Consider the following 23,007-nt stretch of genomic DNA (forward strand, 5'->3'; position numbering starts at 1 on the left):
TTGTTTTCAAAAAATATTGACGTGATCCCCCGGTCACGCCAATACCTTTAATTACTTCCGATCTGTATCATAACAAATGGTGACCGGGCCATCATTAACCAAAGCCACTTGCATGTCAGCGCCAAACTCGCCGGTAGCGACCTTAATCCCAGTCGCGGCTAATTGGTGATTAAACTGATCATACAACTTAGTTGCCAGCTCCGGTGCCCCCGCGGCAGTAAAACTCGGTCGATTGCCGTGAGTTGTCTCAGCGTATAAGGTAAATTGTGAGATAGATAGAATTTCACCCGCAACCTGTTGCAAGTTGAGATTCATTTTACCGGCAGCATCACTAAACACCCGCAAGTTCAAAATCTTATGTGTTAGATAATCTAATTCTGCCTGACCATCCGTGTCCTCAAAACCAACTAGTAAGACAAAACCGTGATTGATGGCGCCGTGAACTTGCTCATCAATGGTGACTTGCGCCTCTTTAACTCGTTGTAAAACAACTCGCACGTGTCCAATGCCTCCTAAAACATCTTCCGTTCGACCACATAAACGTCTTGCACGTTCTTCAGACTATCAATGATTCGTTGCAAGTGATCTAAGTTACGAACCCCCAACGAAACGCTAATAATCACCATCTTGTTATGATCAACTTTTCCATTAACGTTCGTTAAGAATTTGGTATTATTGTTGATCACCTTCAAGACATCGTTCAGCATACCGTTACGATTGTAACCTTGGATTTCAAGATCTGAATTATAGTTCGTCCGGTCGCCCTCAGGATCTTCCCATTGAACTTCAATGAGTCTTTCACCCTGTGACTCGGCACTTTTGACGTTTGGACAGTCAATCCGGTGCACGGAGACGCCGCGGCCCTTAGTAATATAACCAACAATTTCATCACCAGGAATCGGTGAACAACAGTGGCTCAGCCGGACTAACAAATTGTCGACGCCTTGAATAATGACCCCACCAGAAGACGAAACCTTCTTGTGCTTGACATCATTTTTGGCTTTCTCCTCTTGTTGATCCTTGGCCTTTTTCTTCGTGACTTGTTCATGATGTTCTTCGAGAATTTCACGTTCGCGTTCACGTTGACGATCGGCTTCCCGTTGTTTCCGAACATCACTGGTCAACCGGTTGGCGACACCAACCGGTTGCACATCACCGAATCCTAACGCGGCATACAGGTCGTCTTCGCCACCATAGTGCATCTTCTTAGCCACCGCGTCGAGCTTCTCTTTAGACATAACATCTTTAGGATTAAACTCAAAATCACGGAGTTGTTTATCTAACAATTCGCGACCGGTAATAATGTTTTCTTCGCGATCAGCATTACGGAAAAATTGCTTAATCTTATTACGAGCCCGGCGAGTATAGACTAATTTCTGCCAATCCCGACTTGGCCCCGTCGAACTGGTCGACGTCAAAATGTCGACAATATCCCCATTTTTGATTTGATAATCAAGCGGCACAATCTTACCGTTAACCTTCGCACCGGTCGTATGGTTGCCGACTTCGGTATGGATCGAGTACGCCATATCTAGTGGTCCAGCACCCTTTGGCAATTCGGTCACATCACCCTTAGGCGTAAACGCATAGACACGATCACTAAACAAATCCCCCTTAACGCCTTCCATAAAGTCTGCGGCATCTTTACTTTCGTCCTGTAACTCAATGATTTCTTTAACCAAGTTAAGTTTATTGCCAGACTTAGTTGCTTGAACTTGATCACGCATGCCTTCTTTATAGGCCCAGTGCGCCGCAACCCCGTATTCAGCGACCCGATGCATCTCATAGGTTCGAATTTGAATTTCCAGTGGCTTACCCTCTGGTCCAACTACGGTCGTGTGTAGGGATTGATACATATTCGCTTTTGGCATCGCAATATAATCTTTAAACCGCCCAGGCATTGGCTTCCACTGAGTATGAATGGCACCCAGTACTGCGTAACAGTCTTTAATCGAATCAACGACCACGCGAATTGCTAGCAAATCATAGAGTTGACTAAACTGCTTATGCTTATCTCGCATTTTTTTATAAATTGAATAGATATGCTTTGGTCGGCCATAAATTTCAGCTTCTGGTAATTTCAAATCTTTTAAAGCTTTTTGAATATCCTGAATGGCAATTTCAATGTATTTTTCGCGATCATCACGCCGAGAATTCATTAAATGAACAATGCGATAATATTGTTGTGGATTCAAATAACGCAGCGAAATATCTTCAAGTTCCCATTTAATCGTGCTGATCCCTAATCGATCGGCAATTGGGGCATAAATTTCGAGAGTTTCGTTCGCAATTCGCCGTTGTTTGTCAGGACGGAGATGTTGTAGCGTCCGCATATTATGTAGGCGGTCAGCCAACTTCACAATCATGACCCGAATATCTTTGGACATTGCTAAGAGCAATTTACGATGATTTTCGGCCAGTTGTTCCTTATTAGACTTATAGCGAATCTTGCCTAATTTAGTGACCCCATCCACGATTACCGCGACATCATGACCAAATAATTCTTCAACATCACCTAAAGTGACCCCAGTATCCTCAACGACATCGTGCAAAAAGCCAGATGCCACGGTTTCTGGGTCCATTTTCAAATCAGCCAAAATACCAGCGACCTGAATTGGATGCATAATGTAAGGTTCACCAGACTGGCGAGTCTGATCTTGATGCACGTAGGTTGCAAAATCACACGCCCGTTTAACCAACGCGACGTGGTCAGCATTCATATATTTTTGAACAGCAGTTAGGACGTCTTGTGCCGTCCAAGTAGGTTGTTTGGGCATCCATATCACCACGATTTCTCAAAATTTTAGTTTCATAAAAAGGCACGTTGATGAACGTGCCTTGCTTACCGCTAATCCCGTTGTGCTTCACGAGGTGCGGCCATCCCGTAAGCTAAGTACGACAAGCCTAAATCGACTAACGCCAAATAGTAGACGTACTGTGGGAAAAATAGATAGAGACCAAGTAAACAAAATATTGGTAGCAACCAGACTAACCAGCCCGTACGAGCCGTTCGACGAATTTGCCAACCAATGATCATGGCCACGATAAAGTCAAAACAAAATAGTAACCAGACGATTTGATGAAACCGGCTGACACTCAATAACTTTAAGAGCCAAGGTAAAACGACCCCAACTAGGATTGCAACTAGCCAATACTGGCCGTTAAATTTACGAAATTTCTCCGTCAAACTAATCCCTCACTTACACTTAAATGCTTAATGACTATGATTATTTATTGTACACCACCAACGCTTAAATTACACTAATTCTTGCGAAAAAGAAACCGCGCTAAGTAGGTACATTGGCGCGGTTTCTGCGCGCATAATTCGTGGTCCTAAACCGGCCGCTACGACCCCTGCTTGAGCTAAGTCACTCACTTCGGTCATCGTCAACCCACCTTCGGGACCAAAAACAGCTAACAAACGTTGACCGATAGCCATTTTGTTCAATGATTGGACTAACTGACTACTTTCGCCTTGCTTCGCTGATTCTTCCCAGGCCACGATCCCAGTATCATATGGCACGGTTTGAACTAACTTGGTCAAACTAGGCTGATACGACACAGTTGGCACAACCGTGCGATGAGACTGTTCCGCCGCCGCATGAGCAATTTTAGCCAAACGAGCTAACTTACGATCACGCTTGTTTTCAGCCCACTTGGCAACCGCGTATTGACTGTCGAAAAAGACAAATTCAGCAGCCCCAAGTTCCGTGCCCCGTTGGACGATTTGTTCCGTTTTATCACCCTTGGAAACGCCACAAGCAATCACAACTTTAAGCGGTAATTCCACCTGAGGCGAACTGACCCGCACCACTTCAACTTGGGCGTCAATCGCTGTACTGCTCAACAGTTTGCCAATGACAACTTGTTGATTGGCCGTCACAAATTCAGCCTCATCCCCAACTTGTGCCCGCATGACTTTAAGCCAATGATGAACACTCTCACCGGTTAACTTAAATTGCTCGCCAATCGTTGTTGGCGCTGACGCCGTTAAAAAATACCGTTGCATACGCGTCGTCCTCCGTTAATCTGCATCCGTTGGGAGATAGGCCACAATACTGTGCCAGTCGCCCATTTGAGTGTGCTGTGTAATTTGGAAACCTGCGCCCTTAATAGCATCAAGTACTCCTTGAAACTTGTCATCGATAATTCCTGAAGTAATAAAATACCCGCCACGCTTGAGATTTGCTTTAGCTTGCGGAACTAATGGGATAATAATTTCCGCCAGAATGTTGGCCACAATAATATCAGCCTGGGTATGAATTCCCTTGAGTAAATCATTCGCTGCAATCTTAATGTCAGCTGCAACTGGATTTAAGTCAAGGTTGGCTTGAGCAGACTTGACGGCCACGTCATCCAAATCATAAGCTTCAACTTGGCCGACGCCCATCGCTTTAGCCGCAATACTCAAAATACCAGAACCAGTCCCAACATCAATCAAATGTTCACCACCGTTGATGACCGTTTCCAAGCCCTGTAGTGACAACTTGGTCGTCGGATGCGTCCCCGTTCCAAATGCCATGCCAGGATCTAGTTTGAGCACTAATTCACCTGGTTGCGTTGGTTGGTAATTTTCCCAACTTGGCACAATGGTCAGATAGCGCGTCACCCGTACTGGATGATAGTACTTCTTCCACGCTGTCGCCCAGTTTTCGTCGGATAAGTCAGCCATGCTGACCTCACCAGGAGCTGGATTCAAGCCGAAATCAGTTAGTTGTGCCACCCGTTGTTTGATGGTTGGCACAATTTCTGGGACAAAAATCGTTTCTGGATAATACGCCGAAATCTGTGCACCCTTGGTAATGTGTGGAATAGTCGCTAAATCGATAATTTCACCATACCGATCTGGCTTTAGATTTTGATAATCTAGGGCATCGTCAATTTTCACACCACTGGCACCAGATTCCATTAAGATATTCGAAACAGCCTCAACCGCTTCATTTGAGGTACTGACCGTTACTTCTGTCCATTTCATGAGTCGTTTCCTCCTAGAGAAAGTTTAATTAGTCTTATTCTACCAATAAATCAGTGTTTGACGCAAAAAGGGACCGATAACGCGATTGACAAGCCGATTACCGCCAACCGTGGTGGACCGTATCAATATCTCGCTTGTGGATTTGAGACACAAACGGGTTGCCGACCACATAATATCGTAATGGCGCCGTGCTCCAATCCGCTTTGTTTAAAATACCAATTCGAGCACTGTGACCAATTTGTTTGGGCGTTCGAGCCGATGAAAAATCAATGGTCAAAGTTTCTGGTGATAGTGGGCGCCCGTTCAACGTTTTATCAAGTCCCAGTGCCTGCATTAGTTTACCCGGACCAGTCGTCAAATTACTGAGCGGTACCGGCCGATTCATCTGCATTTGAACAAGACCACTAGCTGGCTCAATGCCTCGGATTAGGACACACTCTGGCACTCCTACGGCTTGGGTGACTAGATTTAATAAAAATTGAGTACGCATCTGATAAATGTAAATCGTCCCAGCAGCTTGCCAAAGTGCTTGATTACGTTTTGTTTGATGATTTTTGAATGCATGGGCACCCGCATCCTGAGTTCCCAAATAGGCTTCTGTTTCAGTAATCCAGGCACTAATTGGGCCGTCTTCTGCCTGATACACCAATCTCTGACCTAATAAGCTGGCGGCAATCTGTTGCGTGGGTAGGTTGGTTAAAAAGTCACCAATTTGCATGTCACTTGACTCCCTTCGCTAGATATTAAAAAAGCGGCTAATCAGCCGCCTTTCTGGTCAAACGTTTATTTAGATACTTAAGCATATCTGCTTCGTGCTTAAAAATTCGAGGATGCTTCTGCTTGTGCAGTCGTAAGGCAATCTCATTAATTTTAACGCGTCCAGTCCAAGTGTGACTATACTTCACGACCACGCGATTATTTCGATGGTCCTTACCGAATTTCAACACGTAAACGCTGTCGGGAACCATTAGCGGTCGAATATACGTTTTATCGTAATCATAGTTTATCGATCGCAAATACTGTTTCGTGCGCTTTAACATGTCGTTGATCTCTCCTTCACTAAGTGAAATTGATTTTATTTAAGAACTTAATTAATTAAGCCCCGCTCCGTTAGTTCTGAAAGATATTATAACAGATTTTAAACGCTAATTGTACCAATTCGCCACCGGTTAGGCAACAATTCGACTTTATTTCCTGATATTTAATTAAATCCTGGCCGAATCACTCGATTACTAATTTAATTATGATAAACTATTTGCAGTTAGGAAACTGATCTTTTACAAGGGGATAATTGTTATGATATTAATCGAAAAAATTCACCAACGTGGTCACGCTGAATTAACGAGTGTTGACCAAATCGAACGTTTTCAAACCGCCGATGGCTATATCATCTCGAACCAAGTACTCGCTCGAGAAATCGGCGCAGATAGTGAAAATTGCTTCTACAAAAATACCGAAGGCAAACGAAAAAAAGTCGTTGCGACTAAAGATGACCAGGGTCAATGGCATTTAAAAACCATCGGTAACACCGATCCTGCCACTGACGGCCTGTTACAGTTACCTTATATGCCCACTAACTGGGGATAATTGGTAGCTACAACTAGTTAATCAGAAGCTATTTGTTCTACTCAAAAAGGGATTAACCGCGTTTTTGCGATTAATCCCTTTTTGACTGTTATCAAATTAGTGTGGCAAATGCACCCCACTGACGAAAAGCCCTATTACGACGGCTTTTCGTCTTCGTCGGTTTTCAGAACTGCCATGAAAGCTTCTTGCGGAATTTCCACCCGACCAACGGCTTTCATACGTTTCTTCCCAACCTTTTGCTTTTCAAGTAACTTCATCCGTCGAGTGCGGTCCCCACCATAAAGGTGAGCCGTCACATCTTTCCGATAAGCTTTGATATTTGTCCGGGCAATGACCTTAGCGCCAATCGTTGCTTGAACTGGAATTTCAAAGTTTTGCCGTGGAATAATTGTCTTTAGTTTCGAGGCAATTTCACGACCACGCGCCGGCGCAAAGTCCCGATGAGAAATAAAACTCAACGCATCGACCTTATCACCATTCAGCAAGATATCAATTTTGACCAAATCACTCGCACGGTAGCCATCTAAATCATAATCTAATGACGCATAACCACGGGTATTTGACTTCAATTTATCAAAGAAGTCAAAAATGATTTCTGACAATGGAATATGATAGACCACGTTGACCCGGTTATTATCCAGATAAGCCATCGTATCAAATTCACCACGTTTACGCTGTGCCAACTCCATGACTGCGCCAACGTATTCATTAGGCACCATGATCTGAGCTTTGACGTAAGGTTCACGAATTTCTTTTAACGAGGATGCTTCTGGCATTTCCGCCGGATTTTCAACATCTTTTTCCGTACCATCAGTCATCAACACGTGGTAAGTAACTGATGGCGCCGTGGTAATCAATTCCAGATTGAATTCTCGTTCCAGCCGCTCTTGGATCACATCCATGTGCAACAGCCCTAAGAAGCCACAGCGGAACCCAAATCCTAACGCCTGTGACGATTCGGCTTCAAATTCCAAGGCCGCATCATTCAACTTGAGTTTTTCCAATGCTTCACGCAAATCGGTAAATTTGGCATTATCAGTTGGATAGATCCCAGCGTAAACCATTGGATTCATTTCACGATAGCCGGCCAGCGCCTTTTCGGCAGGGTTGGCAGCGTTAGTCACCGTATCCCCGACTCGCGTATCCTGAATATCCTTGATACTAGCTGTAATATAACCAACGTCGCCCGCCATCAAATAGTCACGCGCAATGGGCTTGGGGGAGTTGACCCCCACTTCAGTGACGTCGTAAGTACTGCCACTGTTCATTAACTTGATCTTATCACCAGGTCGAACAATGCCTTCGTGTACCCGAACGCTCAAAACGACCCCACGATAGTCATCATAAATTGAGTCAAAGACTAACGCCTTCAACGGTGCATCCAAGTCACCAGTTGGCGCTGGAACCTTATGCACGACTTGTTCAAGTAATTCTTCGATCCCAATTCCCGCCTTCGCAGAGGCTAAGACCGCATCTGAGGCATCAATCCCAATATCATCTTCAATTTCTTGTCGAACCTTTTCGGGTTCCGCAGATGGTAAATCAATTTTATTGATGACCGGCACGATTTCTAGATCATCATCAATTGCAAGGTAGACATTAGCGAGTGTCTGCGCTTCTACCCCTTGCGCCGCATCAACGACCAGAATGGCACCTTCACAGGCTGCCAGGCTACGTGAGACCTCATAGGTGAAGTCCACGTGTCCAGGAGTGTCAATCAGATGGAAAATATAGGTTTCGCCATCTTTAGCCGTATAATGCAGTTCAACCGCATTTAACTTGATGGTAATCCCACGTTCACGTTCCAAATCCATTGAATCCAGCACTTGGTCCTGCATCTCACGTTTCGAGATGGTATCCGTCAATTCAAGAATCCGATCCGCCAACGTTGATTTACCATGATCAATGTGGGCGACGATTGAAAAATTCCGGATATGTTTTTGCCGATCTTGCATTGTCGCTTTATCCATTTATTTTCCTACTTTCTTACTAATTCCTAGTCCAGACAATTATACCAACTAAGCTGCACAATCACAATTTTTCCGATAATTGAAGCACCGAACGACAAAATCGCGGCAAAAAAATAATCCCAACCAAGATTGGTCAGGATTACAAAACAGCTTATTGTTGTTCAAAAGCTTTTAAGTTTTTAGGATTGAGTTGTTGCCAACGCTTCGTGTAGAACTCATCATTCAAGTGATATTGTGGTTTAGTCATTGATTTCTTACTCAAAAACGGATTGAGCTGTTGATCAACAGCTAACCAGCCACGCCAGCCTAAATGAATCGTATCGGTCATGAAATAATCTTGATCGCCATCTTCTGACAAATCAATCACATTATTGAACCCTTGACTCGCCAACTGATAGCGAATCTTTTTGTCAAACTGCGCAATCATCGGCATTGATAGGCCTGTATAATTGGCCCACTTCTGATTGATTGGTGGAATCACAAACATCACATCTGTATGATTCTTGGCAAATTGATTTAAAACCAATTGGAAGTCAGAAAATTCTGGTGACTTCGTATAATCAAGTTTGGTTTGCGAGTTTTTCAAGTGCTTATAGTTCCGCCGCAACTGCGTCTTCCAGAAAGTGTTGCTAATTTCCAAACTGTTAGACGTTGTCTGTTGCTTACCAATGTTACCAGCCAATTTATCCAAATTAGCATAATTATAATTGGCAGGCAATTGCGATTCAGCATGATCAACTTTACCAAGATTCTTACCCGAAATCCCGAATTTTGAAAAGAATTCATCTTCGCTACCAAGCATCCGCGCTTTATAGTTGATATAAGCTCGTTGTGAACTCGTTGGCTTTAAACCAGCAGCGACACGCGTCAAAGCATTTGCCAACACTTTATCGGAAGATCCGGATGGCATTTCTAACAAACGCTTAGCCGCATAGCGGTCCATTTCGGTATTCTGTTCCGTCTGTAACCAGTCAGTCGTCTGCAAAGGTGAGTAATAGTACGCAAACGCATCCTTACGCGTCCCATGTGGCACAAACCATTGAGGTGAAATTACAAAGACAGCCTTCTTATTAGTTAACTGCTTTTTTACCGATTGCATCACGAAGTATTGGGTCAGCGATTGTGTCCCACGCGCCCCCAATAAGAATGGCCGATAATTACGTTGATACTTATCTGCCAACACTGACGGATGCATTGGATCAAATCGTGACCATTCGGACGACCCAAAGAACGGCACGTAACCGTCATCTAACGCTTGACGTTTAACGAGGCGGCCTTTTAAGACATTCGGTGACAGTGAGACTGCCGCCTTTTTCTCTGTCGTTTTGGAGACATGATTTAATCCGAACGAGAATGGCGAGAGCAGTACGGCCAATAATAAGATAGCTACCAATATAATTGGCCCAAAAATCTTAAAAAGGCGTTTTGGAACACTCATTGCATGCTCTCGACCTTAGCAACGATTTTAGCAGGTGTGTCCCATTCTGACCGTTCGAATTCTGAGACAGGCACTTCGATACCTAATTGGTTTTGTAATTCCAATAAGAGTTGTACGGAACCCATTGAGTCTAAGATACCTTCATCAAATAAGTTCGTGTCCATGTTGCTAGAAACGTCTTCCCCGGTTAAATCCTGTAAAATTGATAAGACTGTTGATTGTGTTTCATCCATAATAATAACTTCCTTTTTATTAATTTATTTTTTAATGCCGTGGCACGAACCACAGCGTGTTCAAGAATCCTGAGAAAATTAAGAAACTGAAACAAACCACGTTAAACGTTAAGAAGATGGCGAAGTATTCTGTAAACTTGTTATGCGGAATCTGGGCCTGATGCTTCTTCTTGTATCGTAACCACGAATCGTTGATCACCATCGCAAAACCATGGAATAACCCATAGACGATGTAGTACCAAGTCTCGCCATGCCAGAACCCCATGATCAACATGTTAATGACATAGGCGACGTTGGCCGTGGTAATCCGGCTCTTGAACCACTTGTGCTTCATCATAAAGAAGACCAAGCGCATGTAGATGAAATCACGGAACCAGAAAGATAACGTCATGTGCCAACGATTCCAGAAGTCTTTGATATTCTTTGACTTAAATGGTTGATTAAAGTTCATTGGGGTTTCAACACCCATCAGGTAACTGACCCCAACTGCAAACAAACTGTAACCCGCAAAGTCAAAGAACAGATCCATACTGTAAGTATACATGACTCCTAGCAGTGCCCAAGAAATCCCATGTGCTTGCAAAGCCGCATGTTCAACCGTTGGCAACATTACTGTCCCAAAGATATAAGCCAATAAGAACTTATACAAGAACCCCAGAAAAATGTAACGAACCCCTTTTTCCATCAGATCCAAGTACTTCGCACGCGTTGGCACACTATCGTAATCCTTGACGAAACGCCGATAACGGTCAATTGGTCCCGAAGAAATCGTTGGGAAGAATAGTAAGAACTGTCCAAATAAAATTGGATGGAATTCTTTAATCACACCATCACGCGTTTCCATGATAGTCTGTACAACCTTAAAGGTTAAATAAGAAATTCCTAAGAATCCAATAATCGAACTGGCGCCATGAGCAACAGCAGGCGTGATTTTAACAACTGCTAATGGAATAATCGCTAAAATCACACTCACCACGAAGACCCAGCCCTTGTTAGCTGAATCTGCCCGCTGACGGTATTTCGAGTACAACCAAACCAAACAGATTTGGTAGACCAGGTAAATAATCAATGCGATCCCAGTCTTCCATTTTGGCCCACCAAAGGTCAGCAGCAGGAAGACAAATGAGATGATTGATTCATAAATGTGTGAACGGTGGCCGTAAAGTAATCCAATCATTAACGGTAACAGAGCAATGAAAAGTAAGATGAAGTACGTTGGGTTACCGTATGGATCAAATGACATCATTCCGGATTAACCTCTTTCATAATCGACTTGACATCAATTTTGCCGTTAGGCGTCAATGGCAAGCTTTCTTGATAGACGAAACGCTGAGGAATCATATATTCCATCATCATTCCTTGTAAATCTTTTTTGATTGCCGTGGTCAAGGCAAAGTCCGTTTCAAATTCATTCGGCTTTGGCACCACGTAAGCGATCATTTGGGTTACTTTATGCTCTTTATTGTACTTCGGTACGGCTACCGCTTGTTTAATATGTTGCTGTTGACCCAAGAAATGATCAACTTCTTCTAGCTCAATTCGATAACCATGCATCTTAATTTGGAAATCGACACGACCACGGTAACGGAACAAGCCGTCAGCGTCCATCGTACCAATATCACCAGAATGATAAGCGCGTTGGCCATCTAATTCAAAGAATGCTTTGGCTGTCTTTTCAGGATTATTGAGATACCCCTTTGAAACACTTGGACCAGCAATGATCAACTCGCCCTCAGTTCCAGTTGGGACTGGTTCGCCGTTTTCATCAACAACGACCATTTGCGTATCGGCCTTCGCATAACCAATTGGCAACCGATCAAATTTTGCTAAGGCTGCATCCGTAATCTCAATTTGCGTGACTGCGACACAGGTTTCCGTTGGGCCATAAGTGTTGAAAATCCGAGCTGCTGGGAAACGTTGCTTTAAAGTCGCTGCCGTTTTATGCGTCAATTCTTCCCCACAGAATAAGAAGTGGGTCAATGATGGTAAGTTTTCGGCATTAAACTTAGGTTCAAGCAAACAAATATCCATAAATGAAGGCGTTGAAACCCACACGTTAATTGGGAGCGTCGGTAGCGCCGCAAATAATTGCTTAAAGTCATCAGTTACGGCCTTTGGTAGTGCATAGAGCGTCCCACCAGCTGCCAATGTTGGATAAACATCCATCACTGATAAATCAAATGAATATGGTGGTTGTGATAACGCGTTTGGTTGTGCAGGTAAGCCGAAATCATCGCTCAACATCCAGTTCACGTAACTAATTAAGTTGTCGTGACTGATCTGAACCCCTTTTGGTTTACCCGTCGTTCCAGACGTAAAAATAATATAGTAATTATCATCGCCATTCACCGCATGATCTACTTGGTAAGCCACGGTTGTTTTGAAAATGGCATCCAATTGATCAGGTGTAATGACTGGCGTCGTGCCAACACCCGTTGGTAAGTCAGCGACCGCAATGACGGCAGCCGGCTTGGCAATTTCATTAATCATCGTTAAACGTTCATTTGGCGAATGTGTATCAATCGGAATGTAGGCGCGACCGGATTTCACAATCCCTAAGAAGGTCGCAATCATTTCAAAAGTTTGCCCGCCGAAAACAATTATCGGCGCATCGGCTGCCAAATCCAGCGTATCTAAGTGCGCTGCTAACGCGTCTGAATATCGTTTTAAATCGGCGTAAGTGTGTTTTACACCCTGCACATCGTAGACTACCTTTTCTGGTTGAGTCCGTGCAAAATCATCAATTGTTGCAATCATATTTTTGATCATTAGTCATTTCCCCCAAAAAGATCGTTATTGCCTTCCCAGTTAAAATTCATTATAAATAAACTTCGCTTGGTTAATACCACTGTAACCATAAAGGTAAACCAGCGCCAACATGATAGCAAAATAAAATACTGTCAATGAAATAAATTGAACTACTGGTCGATGAAACCAAACCTTCAATTTTGCAAACATGCAGTCACCTCCTAAAGATCAATTCTAATGAAATTTTTTAGTTCAAGTTCCCCTGCATCATTTCTTCATAAATCTTGCTCGTCGTCCCTGGCATATTTAGTGCTTGACGCCCATAGTTTGACAACAAGACCACGCCATTCTTACCATCATTAGAGATCATCACGGCCGATTCTTGACCATAACCAACACCATGTAAGCGAAGTGTCTTAGAACTAATTCGATAGAGGCCGCCAGCATAGGGACCGGTCGCCGAACGCGTATGCAAGATATCAACGTTTGCCTTTGACAATAGGCGTCCTTTTAAGATGGCTGCCTCACTCTTAAATAAATCACTAGCACTCATAAATATTTGTCCAGTGCCTAATTCATAAGTCATTTGGGCTCTAGACTCCGTTGCCTCTGGCGTATAGTCTGCATTAACTTGGGTTTTAGTTGCAAAATAACCCTTAGTAGCATTTTCACTAAGCTTATCCGTAACAAAACCCGTTTCTTGCAAATTTAGTTTTTGGATAAAATGCTTTTTGAAATACTGCTTGTAAGATACCCCACTCTGCTGACGAATAATTCCCGCCAACAATAAAAAGTTAACAGGGGCATAATTAAAGGTACCATGTATTTTTGAATTATACGTCGCATTCGTGACCGCAAAATTGACAACTTGATTTTCAGGAAGCGCCGTTTCAGGTGCCTTTTTCAACTGCAATCCAGTTGACATATCTAGCATCATCCGAATCGTAATATCATCACCATGTGTAATGCTTGGATAATATTTCGACAACTTATCAGATAGTTTGATTTTGCCAGCCTGAACGAGCTGCATAATGCCTGCTGCGGTCAGAGACTTTTGAATCGACAAAATCTGAAACATTGAATGTGGCCCATTCTTGACCTTTTTCGCATAGTCCGCATACCCAAAACCCTTTTGATAAATCACTTTGTTGTCTTTAACGACTAAAGCCGTCCCAACAAATTGATCAGCATCTAACATTGACGTAATCTGTTGGTTCGTTGATTCCGTCTTGCTGAATGGATCAGCGTTAATTTTTTCAGCCAGCTTGCGCTTTTTGACTGTTTCACGTTTGACGCGCGCTGCTCGTTTCGAAGCTTTAGCACGTTTAGTAGCTGCCTGCTTTTTTTGCAGCACAACCGCCGCTTGATGTTGTTCATAGTGCCGATAACCGACCCCCGCGCCGATTAAAACGATACCTGCCAACATAACTAATCCTAATTTCCATTGTTTCACAATTATCAGCTTCCCCGTCAGTCAATTTACCACACAACATCACCGACTAGCGGTACGTTAAGTTCAAGGAATAGTTTACCAAGCGATGCCGTTTATTCGTGGTTTGCACTTGAAAACCATAAAAGTCTGCACGTTCGCACTGCCAAATGACTCGCCTGTAACGATTTTGTAACATTACCGTTGAATTGCCCCCACTACTGTGATTGAATCCCATTGGTTCACCTCCTTAATTAAGTCTAGCACCGACAATATTATAGTTATAATATATCGAAACCGTTTATTAAAAAAATGACTGCCAGGCAGTTCAGTTAATAAACCAAGTCAGTCGCCTTTACGCAGTCTGATACGGATTCGTTCACATGAAAATAAAAAAGACATGCCTAGTTGCCCAGACATGTCTCAAAATCGCTTTAGACGCCACGAAGTTTATCGAATAGTGAACTCTTCCCATTACCGGCAACTGATTTACCGCTGGCTTTGGCAAAAGTCTTCAAAGCTTCTTTTTGACCTTTATTTAATTTTGTTGGGGTTTGAATTGAAACTGTGACTCGTTCGTCACCATTCCCGTTGCCACGTAAACGAGGAGCACCCTTACCACGTAAGCGGAAGGTTGTGCCGGTTTGTGTCCCAGCTGGAATCTTCAATTTAACATCACCATGGACCGTTTTAACGGCGACTTCATCACCCAAGGCCGCTTGTACGAAGTCAATCGGCAACTTAAAGTAAATCGTCGCACCGTCTCGTTCAAACTCATCACTAGGTTCAACTCGGAAAATAATAAACAAATCACCGTAAGGGCCACCATTTGCTCCGGCTTCACCTTGGTTTTGAAGGCGCATTTGTTGGCCTTCTTCAACCCCAGCTGGCACCGTTACTTTAATGGAGTGACTTTGTTCCGTATGACCGGAACCGCCACAAGTAGCACACTTATCTTTGATTTCCTTACCAGTTCCATGACAAACATCACAGACTTGTTGACTCATCATGCGACCAAGTGGGGTATTCGTTTGAACTTGAATATAGCCACTCCCATGACATTTCGAACAAGTGACTGGTGACGTGCCAGGTTTGGCACCTGAACCGTGACAAGTTTCACATTGTTCTTCACGATTATACGTAATGTTGGTCTTTTTTCCGAAAATCGCATCTTCAAATTTCAGTGTCATTTCATATTGTAAATCACGGCCCTGTTGAGGTGCCGTCGGATTTGGCCGACGACCACCTCCGCCAGCACCACCAAAGAACGAACTGAAAATATCTTCGAAGCCACCGCCGCCAAAACCACCGAAGTCTTGACCGCCAAAGCCACCAGCACCGCCGCCGAAGCCTTGTTGTTGACCACCAGTTGAACCGAATTGATCATATTGCGCCCGTTTTTGCGGATCACCTAATGTTTCGTACGCTTCATTGACCGCTTTAAACTTATCTTCCGCGCCAGGTTCATGGTTCAAATCGGGATGGTACTTTTTTGAAAGCTTCCGGTAAGCTTTTTTAATTTCATCCTGACTGGCATCTTTTGCAACACCCAGAACCTTATATAAATCTTGTTCTGCCATTGTAACCTCCTAATGATCCTTAATAAAGTCTCATCAATACTAGCATAGTTGACGCAAAAAGCCAAAGCCGCGCGGCCTTGGCTTTTTGATCCAACCGGTAAATTTTACTTCTTATCCTTATCTTTATCTAAGTCTTCGAAGTCGCCATCGACGGTATTGTCATCGTCTTTAGCATCACCCTTAGCATCTGCACCAGCAGCATCGGTGGCACCTTTAGCATCGCCTTGTGCTTGTTGCGTTTGTTGATAGAGTTTAACTGATAAATCTTGAACGATCTTGTTCAAGTCGTCTTTCTTGGCTTTCATTTCTTCAACGTTGTTGTCATCTTGAGCTTTCTTCAAAGCATCACGAGCATCTTGTGCTTTCTTGACTTCTTCGTCAGAAACCTTACCTTTAAGTTCCTTGAGCGTCTTATCAGTCGTAAAGATCAATTGGTCAACTTCATTCTTCAAGTCGACTTCTTCCTTACGTTTCTTATCAGCATCTTCGTTTTCTTTGGCTTCCTTGACCATTTGATCAATTTCTTCGTCAGAAAGACCCGATGAACTCTTGATGGTGATCTTTTGTTCTTTGTTCGTGCCCATATCCTTAGCAGAAACGTTCACGATCCCGTTCTTATCAATATCGAACTTAACTTCGATTTGAGGAACACCACGAGGAGCAGCAGGAATATCAGTCAGTTGGAAACGACCCAACGTCTTGTTGTCAGCAGCCATTGGCCGTTCACCTTGTAAGACGTGAATATCAACAGCTGGTTGATTATCCGCAGCCGTCGAGAAGACTTGTGACTTGCTAGTAGGAATCGTCGTATTACGATCGATCAACTTAGTGAAGACACCACCCATGGTTTCAATCCCAAGTGATAATGGGGTGACATCCAAGAGGACAACATCCTTAACATCACCAGTGATGACCCCACCTTGAACAGCGGCACCTAAAGCAACGGCTTCATCTGGGTTAATTGAATGGTTTGATTCTTTACCCGTCCACTTTTCAACGGCTTCTTGAACGGCTGGAATCCGAGTTGAGCCACCGTTTAAGATCACAACATCCAAGTCAGAAGCTTGTAAGTTGGCATCCTTCAAGGCATTCTCAACTGGAATCCGAGTCTTTTCAACTAAGTCTGCCGTTAATTCATTGAACTTGGCACGAGTTAAACTTTGTTCCAAATGTAATGGACCATTAGCGCCAGCAGAAATAAATGGCAAGCTGATATTTGCTTCAGAAACCCCTGAAAGATCCTTCTTAGCTTTTTCAGCAGCATCCTTTAACCGTTGTAAGGCCATCTTGTCTTGTGACAAGTCGACACCATTGTCAGCTTTGAAGCCGGCAACTAACCAGTCAATGATCTTTTGGTCAAAGTCATCACCACCAAGATGAGTATCCCCGTTGGTTGATAAGACTTCAAACACACCGTCGCCTAATTCCAAGATGGAAACATCAAAAGTCCCACCACCAAGGTCATAAACTAAGATTTTTTCATCTTTGTCGGTTTTATCCAAACCATAAGCTAACGCAGCAGCTGTTGGTTCGTTGATAATCCGTTCAATGTTTAAGCCAGCAATCTTACCAGCATCTTTAGTAGCTTGACGTTGAGCATCGTTGAAGTATGCAGGCACGGTAACAACCGCTTTTTCAACGGTATCGCCCAAGTAATCTTCAGCAAATCCTTTGATGTACTGTAAAATCATTGCAGAAATTTGTTGTGGTGTATAATCTTTGCCTTCAATATTAACTTTGTAGCCTGCTTCACCCATGTGACGCTTGATTGAAGCAACCGTGTTAGGGTTAGTGATTGCTTGCCGTTTGGCAACTTCACCAACTTGAGTTTCGCCATCTTTGAAAGCCACAACTGAAGGAACCGTCCGGCCACCTTCTGGAGTGGTAATAATCTTTGGTTCGCTACCTTCGAGTACGGCAACTGCAGAGTTAGTCGTCCCGAGGTCAATCCCGATAATTTTATTACTTGCCATAAATTAACAAACCTCTTTTTAAATTTATTTTTTAATTAATTACTGAGCCACAACGACCATTGCTGGACGTAGGGTTCGGTCTTTGAATAGGTAACCTTTTTGCAAAACCTGCACCACGGTTTCAGCCGGATGATCTTTGTCAGCAGGAACCGTTTGTACGGCCTGGTGAACATTTGGATCAAAGGTTACACCGTCAGCTGGAACTTCGGTGACACTGTGCTTCTTCAAGGCTTCTTGCAAATGGCCATAGACCATTTCGACACCCTTCTTCAACTGATTAGCAGTTTCATCCGTAGCATCTGCGGCTAAAGCGCGTTCCAAGTTATCCAACACTGGCAACACGTCTTTCGCCAACGCCTGACCATCATACTTGATGATCGAAGCTTGTTCCTTTTTGAAGCGATTTTGCATATTGACCAATTCGGCTTGCGCGCGCAACAATTGATCATCTTTTGCATCTAATTGTTGTTTCAAATCGGCAATTTGCGCCTCGCGAGGATCAACTTTCGGTGCAGCCTTTTTAGCCTTGCCTGCTGATTTCTTCGTCGCTGAATCAGCGGCAGAAGTGGCAGTTTGACTAGCTGCACTTTCAGTTGGTTCAGTAGCACTTGTTGGTTTTTTTGCCAATGATTTCATCTCCCTGTCCGTCACTCGTCAAAGTACCGGTAATAATCTAGCAATTTGCGGGCCAGTTCACGTTGAAACGCACCCATCAGACCAATCATCCGTGAATACGGCATAGCAGTCGGCCCAAGCAACGCAATGATGCCTTGCCCATGCTGATCGACGTCGTAAGTCGCGGTGATCAAACTGTAGTCTTTCAAGAGGTCGTTGGTAATTTCATTACCGATACGCACTTGGATGTGCTGCCCCGGTGTGCCAATAACATTGGCTAAGTTATCCGTTTGATCAAGTAATGAATACAATGATCGCATTTCCTTTGGATCTTGTAGGCTAGTGTAGTTAAAGAGATTCAACTTACCACCCACATAGAATCGTTCAGAAGCTGCCTTGGACAATACACTGCCAAAAATCGCTAGGAAACCATCGGGATCTTGCAAATACTGCGCCAACTTCAATGGAATTTCTTGCTGTAATTTTGCCAGCACGTCTTGTAACGGCAGACCAATCAATTGATCATCAATAAACCGGACCACGGGTTCTAACTCATCACCGGAAAGATCATTCGGAATCGTGAACGTTTGGTTCTCAACGTCACCGTTATTTGTCACCAGAATGGCCATCACTTGATGATTGCCAAGTGGCACTAAACGAAAACCGCTGAGCCGACTGTCCTTCAATTCCGGCCGCAACGTAAAAGTGGTATAACTTGTCAATTGAGATAAGATATCCGCCGATTGCGCCACGATCTCATCGATTTTATGAAATTCACCACCCAACGAATGTTGGATGACCTTCAAGTCGCGATTGTCCACTTTTTCAGGGGTCAAAATATGATCAACATAATAACGATAACCCTTAATTGATGGAATTCGACCGGAAGACAAATGCGTTTTGACGATTAATCCCAAATCCTCGAGCCGCGCCATTTCATTACGAATGGTCGCAGAGCTAACCTTCATTGGTAACTCTTGGACTAACGATTTGGACCCAACTGGGGAACCGCCTTCGGTATAGTCACGGACAATTGCCTTCAAAATTAGGCTTTGTCGTTCAGTTAACGTGATCATCACCTCTTTTTAGCACTTAACTTAATGGAGTGCTAACACAAGTACTAATATAACAACCCCTAACCCTAAAGTCAAGGAAAGACAAAGTATTTTAGCAAAATAATTAGCCGAGTGCTAAAAAAGTCCAAGGAACAAATTCCCTGGACCAGCAAACTAGCGTTCAGCCTTGTTAATGGCCGAATCAATGGTGTCATTATCAAATTTTTCAGCCAAGTAATCGGCATTGTCAATTGGCAAATGCACTTGAAAATCGGCAAACTTTTGCACGCTTAATTTCGCTTGATCAATCTCAAAGTCCAATAAGTGACCGCCGAGTTGGTGATCTGTACTCAAGAAATGCAAATGGAACCCACCGACCGTCGCACCTTGGAACAAATGCGGCGCAAAATAACCAATAATTGTGCCTTCGACAGCAGTCCCCTCAAATTCTGGTTGGGTCGCCGTCGCAGCCACTAAGGTCTTATAAGGCTTAGTTTGGTGTGGTGCCACCCGTGTTTTAACACGCTTAAACATCCCGTCCACGCGTACTGCTGCGAAAACATTCATCAGTTGAAAGTCAGTGGCGACCTGACGCTGAAAATCAGCCATATCTAACTGACTCACTGTAGTCGCCTGTTGTGGGGCCTCGAAGTGAACCGATGCGAATGGTAAGGTTTCGGTGGCAGCAATCTCACGCACCTGGCCGTCTTCACGGGCCTGGTAAGCATGACCGTTCAAAATAATGACTTCACCATTTAAACCGTCCAAGGTCCCAATCCCAGTATCGCCATGAGCTAATAGCTCGCCAGCGGTAATCGTGCCGTCATATAGACCTGGAACTAATAGTCCTAACGTCCCATGTTGGAAAATTTTGCTTGTATCCATTTTTGCTAATCCTCCTGATCAGTTTGCAATAATGACCATAAACGTGGTTCCGCGTGAAACAGTTGCGCCACATAATACGCGCGGGTAGCTTGTTCATCTGCTTGCAACTGGGCCACGAGTCCAGCCGCACCATCAAACTTGATTTCGCCCCGCATGCGATGTCCCCAGCGAATGGTTAACGCTTGACCATAAATGTCCCCGGTAAAATCTAATAAGTAAATTTCAACCGTGATGGGACGATTATCGCCAAAGGTGACATTCCGACCCACGGACGCCATGCCCAAGACCCACTGATCTTCGACCTGAACCATTACCGTATAAATCCCGATTCCTGGCACCCGTGTATTATTACCATGTGCCACATTGGCCGTCGGAAACCCCAACGTCCGTCCACGAGCTTCCCCATGAACAACGGTCCCAGTGGTTTCGTATTGATAGCCAAGCAACTCATTTGCTTCATCCACTTGCCCCGCATCCAATGCTGAACGGATTCGGGTTGAACTAATTTTTTCTGTGCCATCAACGGCCTTGGGAACTTCAACAATTTCAAAGCGTTGTCGTCCATACCCGCCAAGTCGTTGCATGTTTGCAGTCGCAGCTGGACCATAAGTGTAATCAAATCCAGCAACAACCGTCGTTGCATGCAGCCCAACAATCAATTGGTCCACAAACGCTTGCGGTGACAGCGACCCCACGATGGCATCAAGATGTAAGATATACAAAATGTCGACACCCAGCTCTGCCATCAATGTTTCTTTTTGCGCGATTGACGTTAAATAGCGCACATGTTCGGGCGCGGCATGTTGAAATACCACTGAGGGATGCTGATCAAAAGTCATGGCGGCGAGCTTAGTCCCGTTGCTGTCAGCCACTTTGCGAGCAGTCTCAATCACCCGTTGATGTCCACGATGCACGCCGTCAAAAAATCCCAGTGCCAAAGTAATCGCACTAGTAGAAATTTGAGCCGCCACATCGGGATATTTTAAATTAATCACCTGCATGTCACAAAAACTCCTTAATCAACTGAAAACATCTTAAACGGCTTATACCGCTGTTCTTCAGTCCGATAACTATATAAACATTTTATGCGGTCTTGATAGGTTAATGCAACTATCGTGTTCGCATCTGGATGTGGCTGTTGACCTTCTTCCGGCAATAACCAGGCGCCATTTTTAACGTGTGACCAGAGTTCAGTCGTTAAAGCCACCTGCGGATAGGCTGTCAAAGCCTTCTCAATGGGTGCCAATAAGGTTTCCTCAGTCTCATTGGCTACCGCTGCTTCAATCTGGGCAAAAGTGACCGTTTCAGCCAACGTAAACCCACCACTTTTTAACCGAGTTAAGTCACTCATGACCGCTGGGACACCCAGTTTTTTACCAACATCAACTGCGAGTGTGCGGACATAGGTTCCCTTACTACAATCGACCGTAAAATAAATCGTTTGTGTTTGTCGTTCAGGATCATAAGTCGCAGCTTGCCGTTGCGTAAAGCGACCGATTGTAATCTGGCGGGCCGGTCGTTCAACGGTTTCACCATGTCGCGCATAGTCATATAAGCGCCGGCCGTTGACCTTAACTGCCGAAAACATCGGCGGAATCTGCGTAATCTCACCGGTCATCGTGGCTAGTGCTGCATCAATTTCAGTCGCACTAAACGGCCGGGTGATCGCTTGACAGTCAACTTCATCGCCATCTAGGTCCTCGGTCGTGGTGGCAAAACCAAGGGTAATACTCCCCTGATACTGCTTACCAGAAGCTACCAAAAACTGCACGACTTTGGTCGCATTGCCAATACAGATTGGTAGCACGCCATCAACACCCGGATCCAGTGTACCTGAATGTCCCACCTTACGGGTATGATATAACTTTCTGATTTTAGCCACACAGTCAAAACTCGTCAACCCGCGTGGCTTATACAATGGTAAAATTCCGTTTGGCATAAAAATGACTCCTTAAAATTAACTTTTTTCAGTATACCACAACCAAGTAAAACGATTACAGTTGAATCACAGTCCGGAATTACTGAATGGAAATTTATTGCCGGCTACCGGTCAGTGAAAAACGGCTAAAAATTTAGTTTCACTAAAAGTAGTTGATCAAAAAAAGACCGCTGTGAGAAAATACCCACAGCGGTCTTGAACCAATCATTAGTGAACTAATCTTGGCGTTTTAAATTATTAATCAATTGATCGATTCGACTCCCATATTGAACAGAAGTATCCCGTTCAAATGTAAGTTCGGGGGTCTTATAAATACTGAGACGTGACCCTAATTCACTACGAATCAAGCCTTTAGCTTTTTCAAGCCCTTTGGCCGTCTTCTCACCATCAGATGCTTTATCTGATAAAATGCTGTAGAAAATCGTCGCTTGTTGCAAGTCACCAGTTACCGTCACACCGGTAATGGTTAACCCAGCAACACGTGGATCACGAACTCGCTTCAATAGAATGTCGTCAACTTCTTTTTGAATCTCTTGTTCAAGTCGACCAACCCGATAATGTTGTGCCATCTAGTGCACCT

Annotated in this window: 23 protein-coding genes; 1 reads left to right on the top strand and 22 read right to left on the bottom strand. The window is 44.0% G+C overall.

The window, feature by feature from the left end; translation table 11 throughout:
• Positions 1-51: 51 nt before the first annotated feature.
• From dtd to FFM64_RS06440, 7 genes are all read right to left on the bottom strand, one after another.
• Positions 52-498, bottom strand: coding sequence for a D-aminoacyl-tRNA deacylase (dtd, locus tag FFM64_RS06410; RefSeq protein WP_137607186.1), 447 nt, complete (start codon positions 496-498; stop codon positions 52-54).
• 14 nt (positions 499-512) lie between these two features.
• Complete coding sequence (locus FFM64_RS06415; protein ID WP_137607187.1) at positions 513-2,777, bottom strand: RelA/SpoT family protein; 2,265 nt, start codon at positions 2,775-2,777, stop codon at positions 513-515.
• A gap of 71 nt (positions 2,778-2,848) precedes the next feature.
• A complete protein-coding gene (locus FFM64_RS06420) occupies positions 2,849-3,187 on the bottom strand; it encodes a hypothetical protein (RefSeq protein ID WP_137607188.1) in 339 nt (112 codons plus the stop codon).
• Positions 3,188-3,256: 69 nt separating this feature from the next.
• Positions 3,257-4,009, bottom strand: a complete 753-nt coding sequence (locus FFM64_RS06425) for a 16S rRNA (uracil(1498)-N(3))-methyltransferase (RefSeq protein WP_137607189.1) — start codon at positions 4,007-4,009, stop codon at positions 3,257-3,259.
• A 15-nt stretch (positions 4,010-4,024) separates the two neighbouring features.
• Positions 4,025-4,975 carry a 50S ribosomal protein L11 methyltransferase gene (gene prmA, locus FFM64_RS06430; RefSeq protein ID WP_137607190.1) on the bottom strand — a complete coding sequence of 317 codons (951 nt, stop codon included), beginning with the start codon at positions 4,973-4,975 and terminating at the stop codon, positions 4,025-4,027.
• Between the two features lie 97 nt (positions 4,976-5,072).
• Positions 5,073-5,693: a DNA-3-methyladenine glycosylase gene (locus FFM64_RS06435; protein ID WP_137607191.1), complete on the bottom strand. Its 621-nt coding sequence runs from the start codon at positions 5,691-5,693 to the stop codon at positions 5,073-5,075.
• Between the two features lie 37 nt (positions 5,694-5,730).
• Positions 5,731-6,015, bottom strand: a complete 285-nt coding sequence (locus FFM64_RS06440; RefSeq protein ID WP_137607192.1) for a hypothetical protein — start codon at positions 6,013-6,015, stop codon at positions 5,731-5,733.
• A 256-nt stretch (positions 6,016-6,271) separates the two neighbouring features.
• Between FFM64_RS06440 and FFM64_RS06445 the strand changes: the two genes are divergently transcribed.
• Entirely contained in the window at positions 6,272-6,562 is a 291-nt protein-coding gene (locus FFM64_RS06445; protein WP_137607193.1) for a hypothetical protein, read from the top strand.
• 134 nt (positions 6,563-6,696) lie between these two features.
• On the opposite strand, the gene lepA is transcribed toward FFM64_RS06445, so the two are convergent.
• The 15 genes from lepA to rbfA form a co-directional block, all read right to left on the bottom strand.
• On the bottom strand, positions 6,697-8,532 hold the full coding sequence (lepA, locus tag FFM64_RS06450; RefSeq protein WP_137607194.1) for a translation elongation factor 4: 1,836 nt from the start codon (positions 8,530-8,532) through the stop codon (positions 6,697-6,699).
• A gap of 151 nt (positions 8,533-8,683) precedes the next feature.
• Complete coding sequence (dltD, locus tag FFM64_RS06455) at positions 8,684-9,970, bottom strand: D-alanyl-lipoteichoic acid biosynthesis protein DltD (protein WP_137607195.1); 1,287 nt, start codon at positions 9,968-9,970, stop codon at positions 8,684-8,686.
• Positions 9,967-10,209, bottom strand: a complete 243-nt coding sequence (dltC, locus tag FFM64_RS06460; protein WP_130843307.1) for a D-alanine--poly(phosphoribitol) ligase subunit DltC — start codon at positions 10,207-10,209, stop codon at positions 9,967-9,969. Before dltC ends, dltD begins: the two co-directional genes overlap by 4 nt.
• Before the next feature lie 25 nt (positions 10,210-10,234).
• Positions 10,235-11,449: a D-alanyl-lipoteichoic acid biosynthesis protein DltB gene (dltB, locus tag FFM64_RS06465; protein ID WP_137607196.1), complete on the bottom strand. Its 1,215-nt coding sequence runs from the start codon at positions 11,447-11,449 to the stop codon at positions 10,235-10,237.
• The gene (gene dltA, locus FFM64_RS06470) at positions 11,446-12,972 is read right to left on the bottom strand and encodes a D-alanine--poly(phosphoribitol) ligase subunit DltA (RefSeq protein WP_137607197.1); all 1,527 of its coding nucleotides are present in this window, start codon (positions 12,970-12,972) and stop codon (positions 11,446-11,448) included. Before dltA ends, dltB begins: the two co-directional genes overlap by 4 nt.
• Before the next feature lie 39 nt (positions 12,973-13,011).
• On the bottom strand, positions 13,012-13,161 hold the full coding sequence (locus FFM64_RS06475; protein WP_137607198.1) for a teichoic acid D-Ala incorporation-associated protein DltX: 150 nt from the start codon (positions 13,159-13,161) through the stop codon (positions 13,012-13,014).
• A gap of 37 nt (positions 13,162-13,198) precedes the next feature.
• Positions 13,199-14,404 (bottom strand): serine hydrolase domain-containing protein, encoded by a 1,206-nt coding sequence (locus FFM64_RS06480; protein WP_137607199.1) that lies wholly within the window; start codon positions 14,402-14,404, stop codon positions 13,199-13,201.
• A 410-nt stretch (positions 14,405-14,814) separates the two neighbouring features.
• Positions 14,815-15,960, bottom strand: coding sequence for a molecular chaperone DnaJ (gene dnaJ, locus FFM64_RS06485; protein ID WP_137607200.1), 1,146 nt, complete (start codon positions 15,958-15,960; stop codon positions 14,815-14,817).
• A 104-nt stretch (positions 15,961-16,064) separates the two neighbouring features.
• Positions 16,065-17,933 (bottom strand): molecular chaperone DnaK, encoded by a 1,869-nt coding sequence (dnaK, locus tag FFM64_RS06490; protein WP_137607201.1) that lies wholly within the window; start codon positions 17,931-17,933, stop codon positions 16,065-16,067.
• A gap of 39 nt (positions 17,934-17,972) precedes the next feature.
• On the bottom strand, positions 17,973-18,560 hold the full coding sequence (gene grpE / locus FFM64_RS06495; RefSeq protein WP_379859051.1) for a nucleotide exchange factor GrpE: 588 nt from the start codon (positions 18,558-18,560) through the stop codon (positions 17,973-17,975).
• Between the two features lie 20 nt (positions 18,561-18,580).
• The gene (gene hrcA / locus FFM64_RS06500; RefSeq protein WP_137607329.1) at positions 18,581-19,624 is read right to left on the bottom strand and encodes a heat-inducible transcriptional repressor HrcA; all 1,044 of its coding nucleotides are present in this window, start codon (positions 19,622-19,624) and stop codon (positions 18,581-18,583) included.
• Positions 19,625-19,777: 153 nt separating this feature from the next.
• On the bottom strand, positions 19,778-20,488 hold the full coding sequence (gene budA / locus FFM64_RS06505; RefSeq protein ID WP_137607203.1) for an acetolactate decarboxylase: 711 nt from the start codon (positions 20,486-20,488) through the stop codon (positions 19,778-19,780).
• Between the two features lie 5 nt (positions 20,489-20,493).
• A complete protein-coding gene (gene ribF / locus FFM64_RS06510) occupies positions 20,494-21,489 on the bottom strand; it encodes a riboflavin biosynthesis protein RibF (protein ID WP_137607204.1) in 996 nt (331 codons plus the stop codon).
• Positions 21,490-21,503: 14 nt separating this feature from the next.
• Complete coding sequence (gene truB, locus FFM64_RS06515; protein WP_137607205.1) at positions 21,504-22,427, bottom strand: tRNA pseudouridine(55) synthase TruB; 924 nt, start codon at positions 22,425-22,427, stop codon at positions 21,504-21,506.
• A 215-nt stretch (positions 22,428-22,642) separates the two neighbouring features.
• On the bottom strand, positions 22,643-22,996 hold the full coding sequence (gene rbfA / locus FFM64_RS06520; RefSeq protein WP_137607206.1) for a 30S ribosome-binding factor RbfA: 354 nt from the start codon (positions 22,994-22,996) through the stop codon (positions 22,643-22,645).
• Between the last annotated feature and the right edge of the window lie 11 nt (positions 22,997-23,007).

Origin of the sequence: Lactiplantibacillus daoliensis, from assembly GCF_005405005.1 — a bacterium.
Classification (GTDB): domain Bacteria; phylum Bacillota; class Bacilli; order Lactobacillales; family Lactobacillaceae; genus Lactiplantibacillus; species Lactiplantibacillus daoliensis.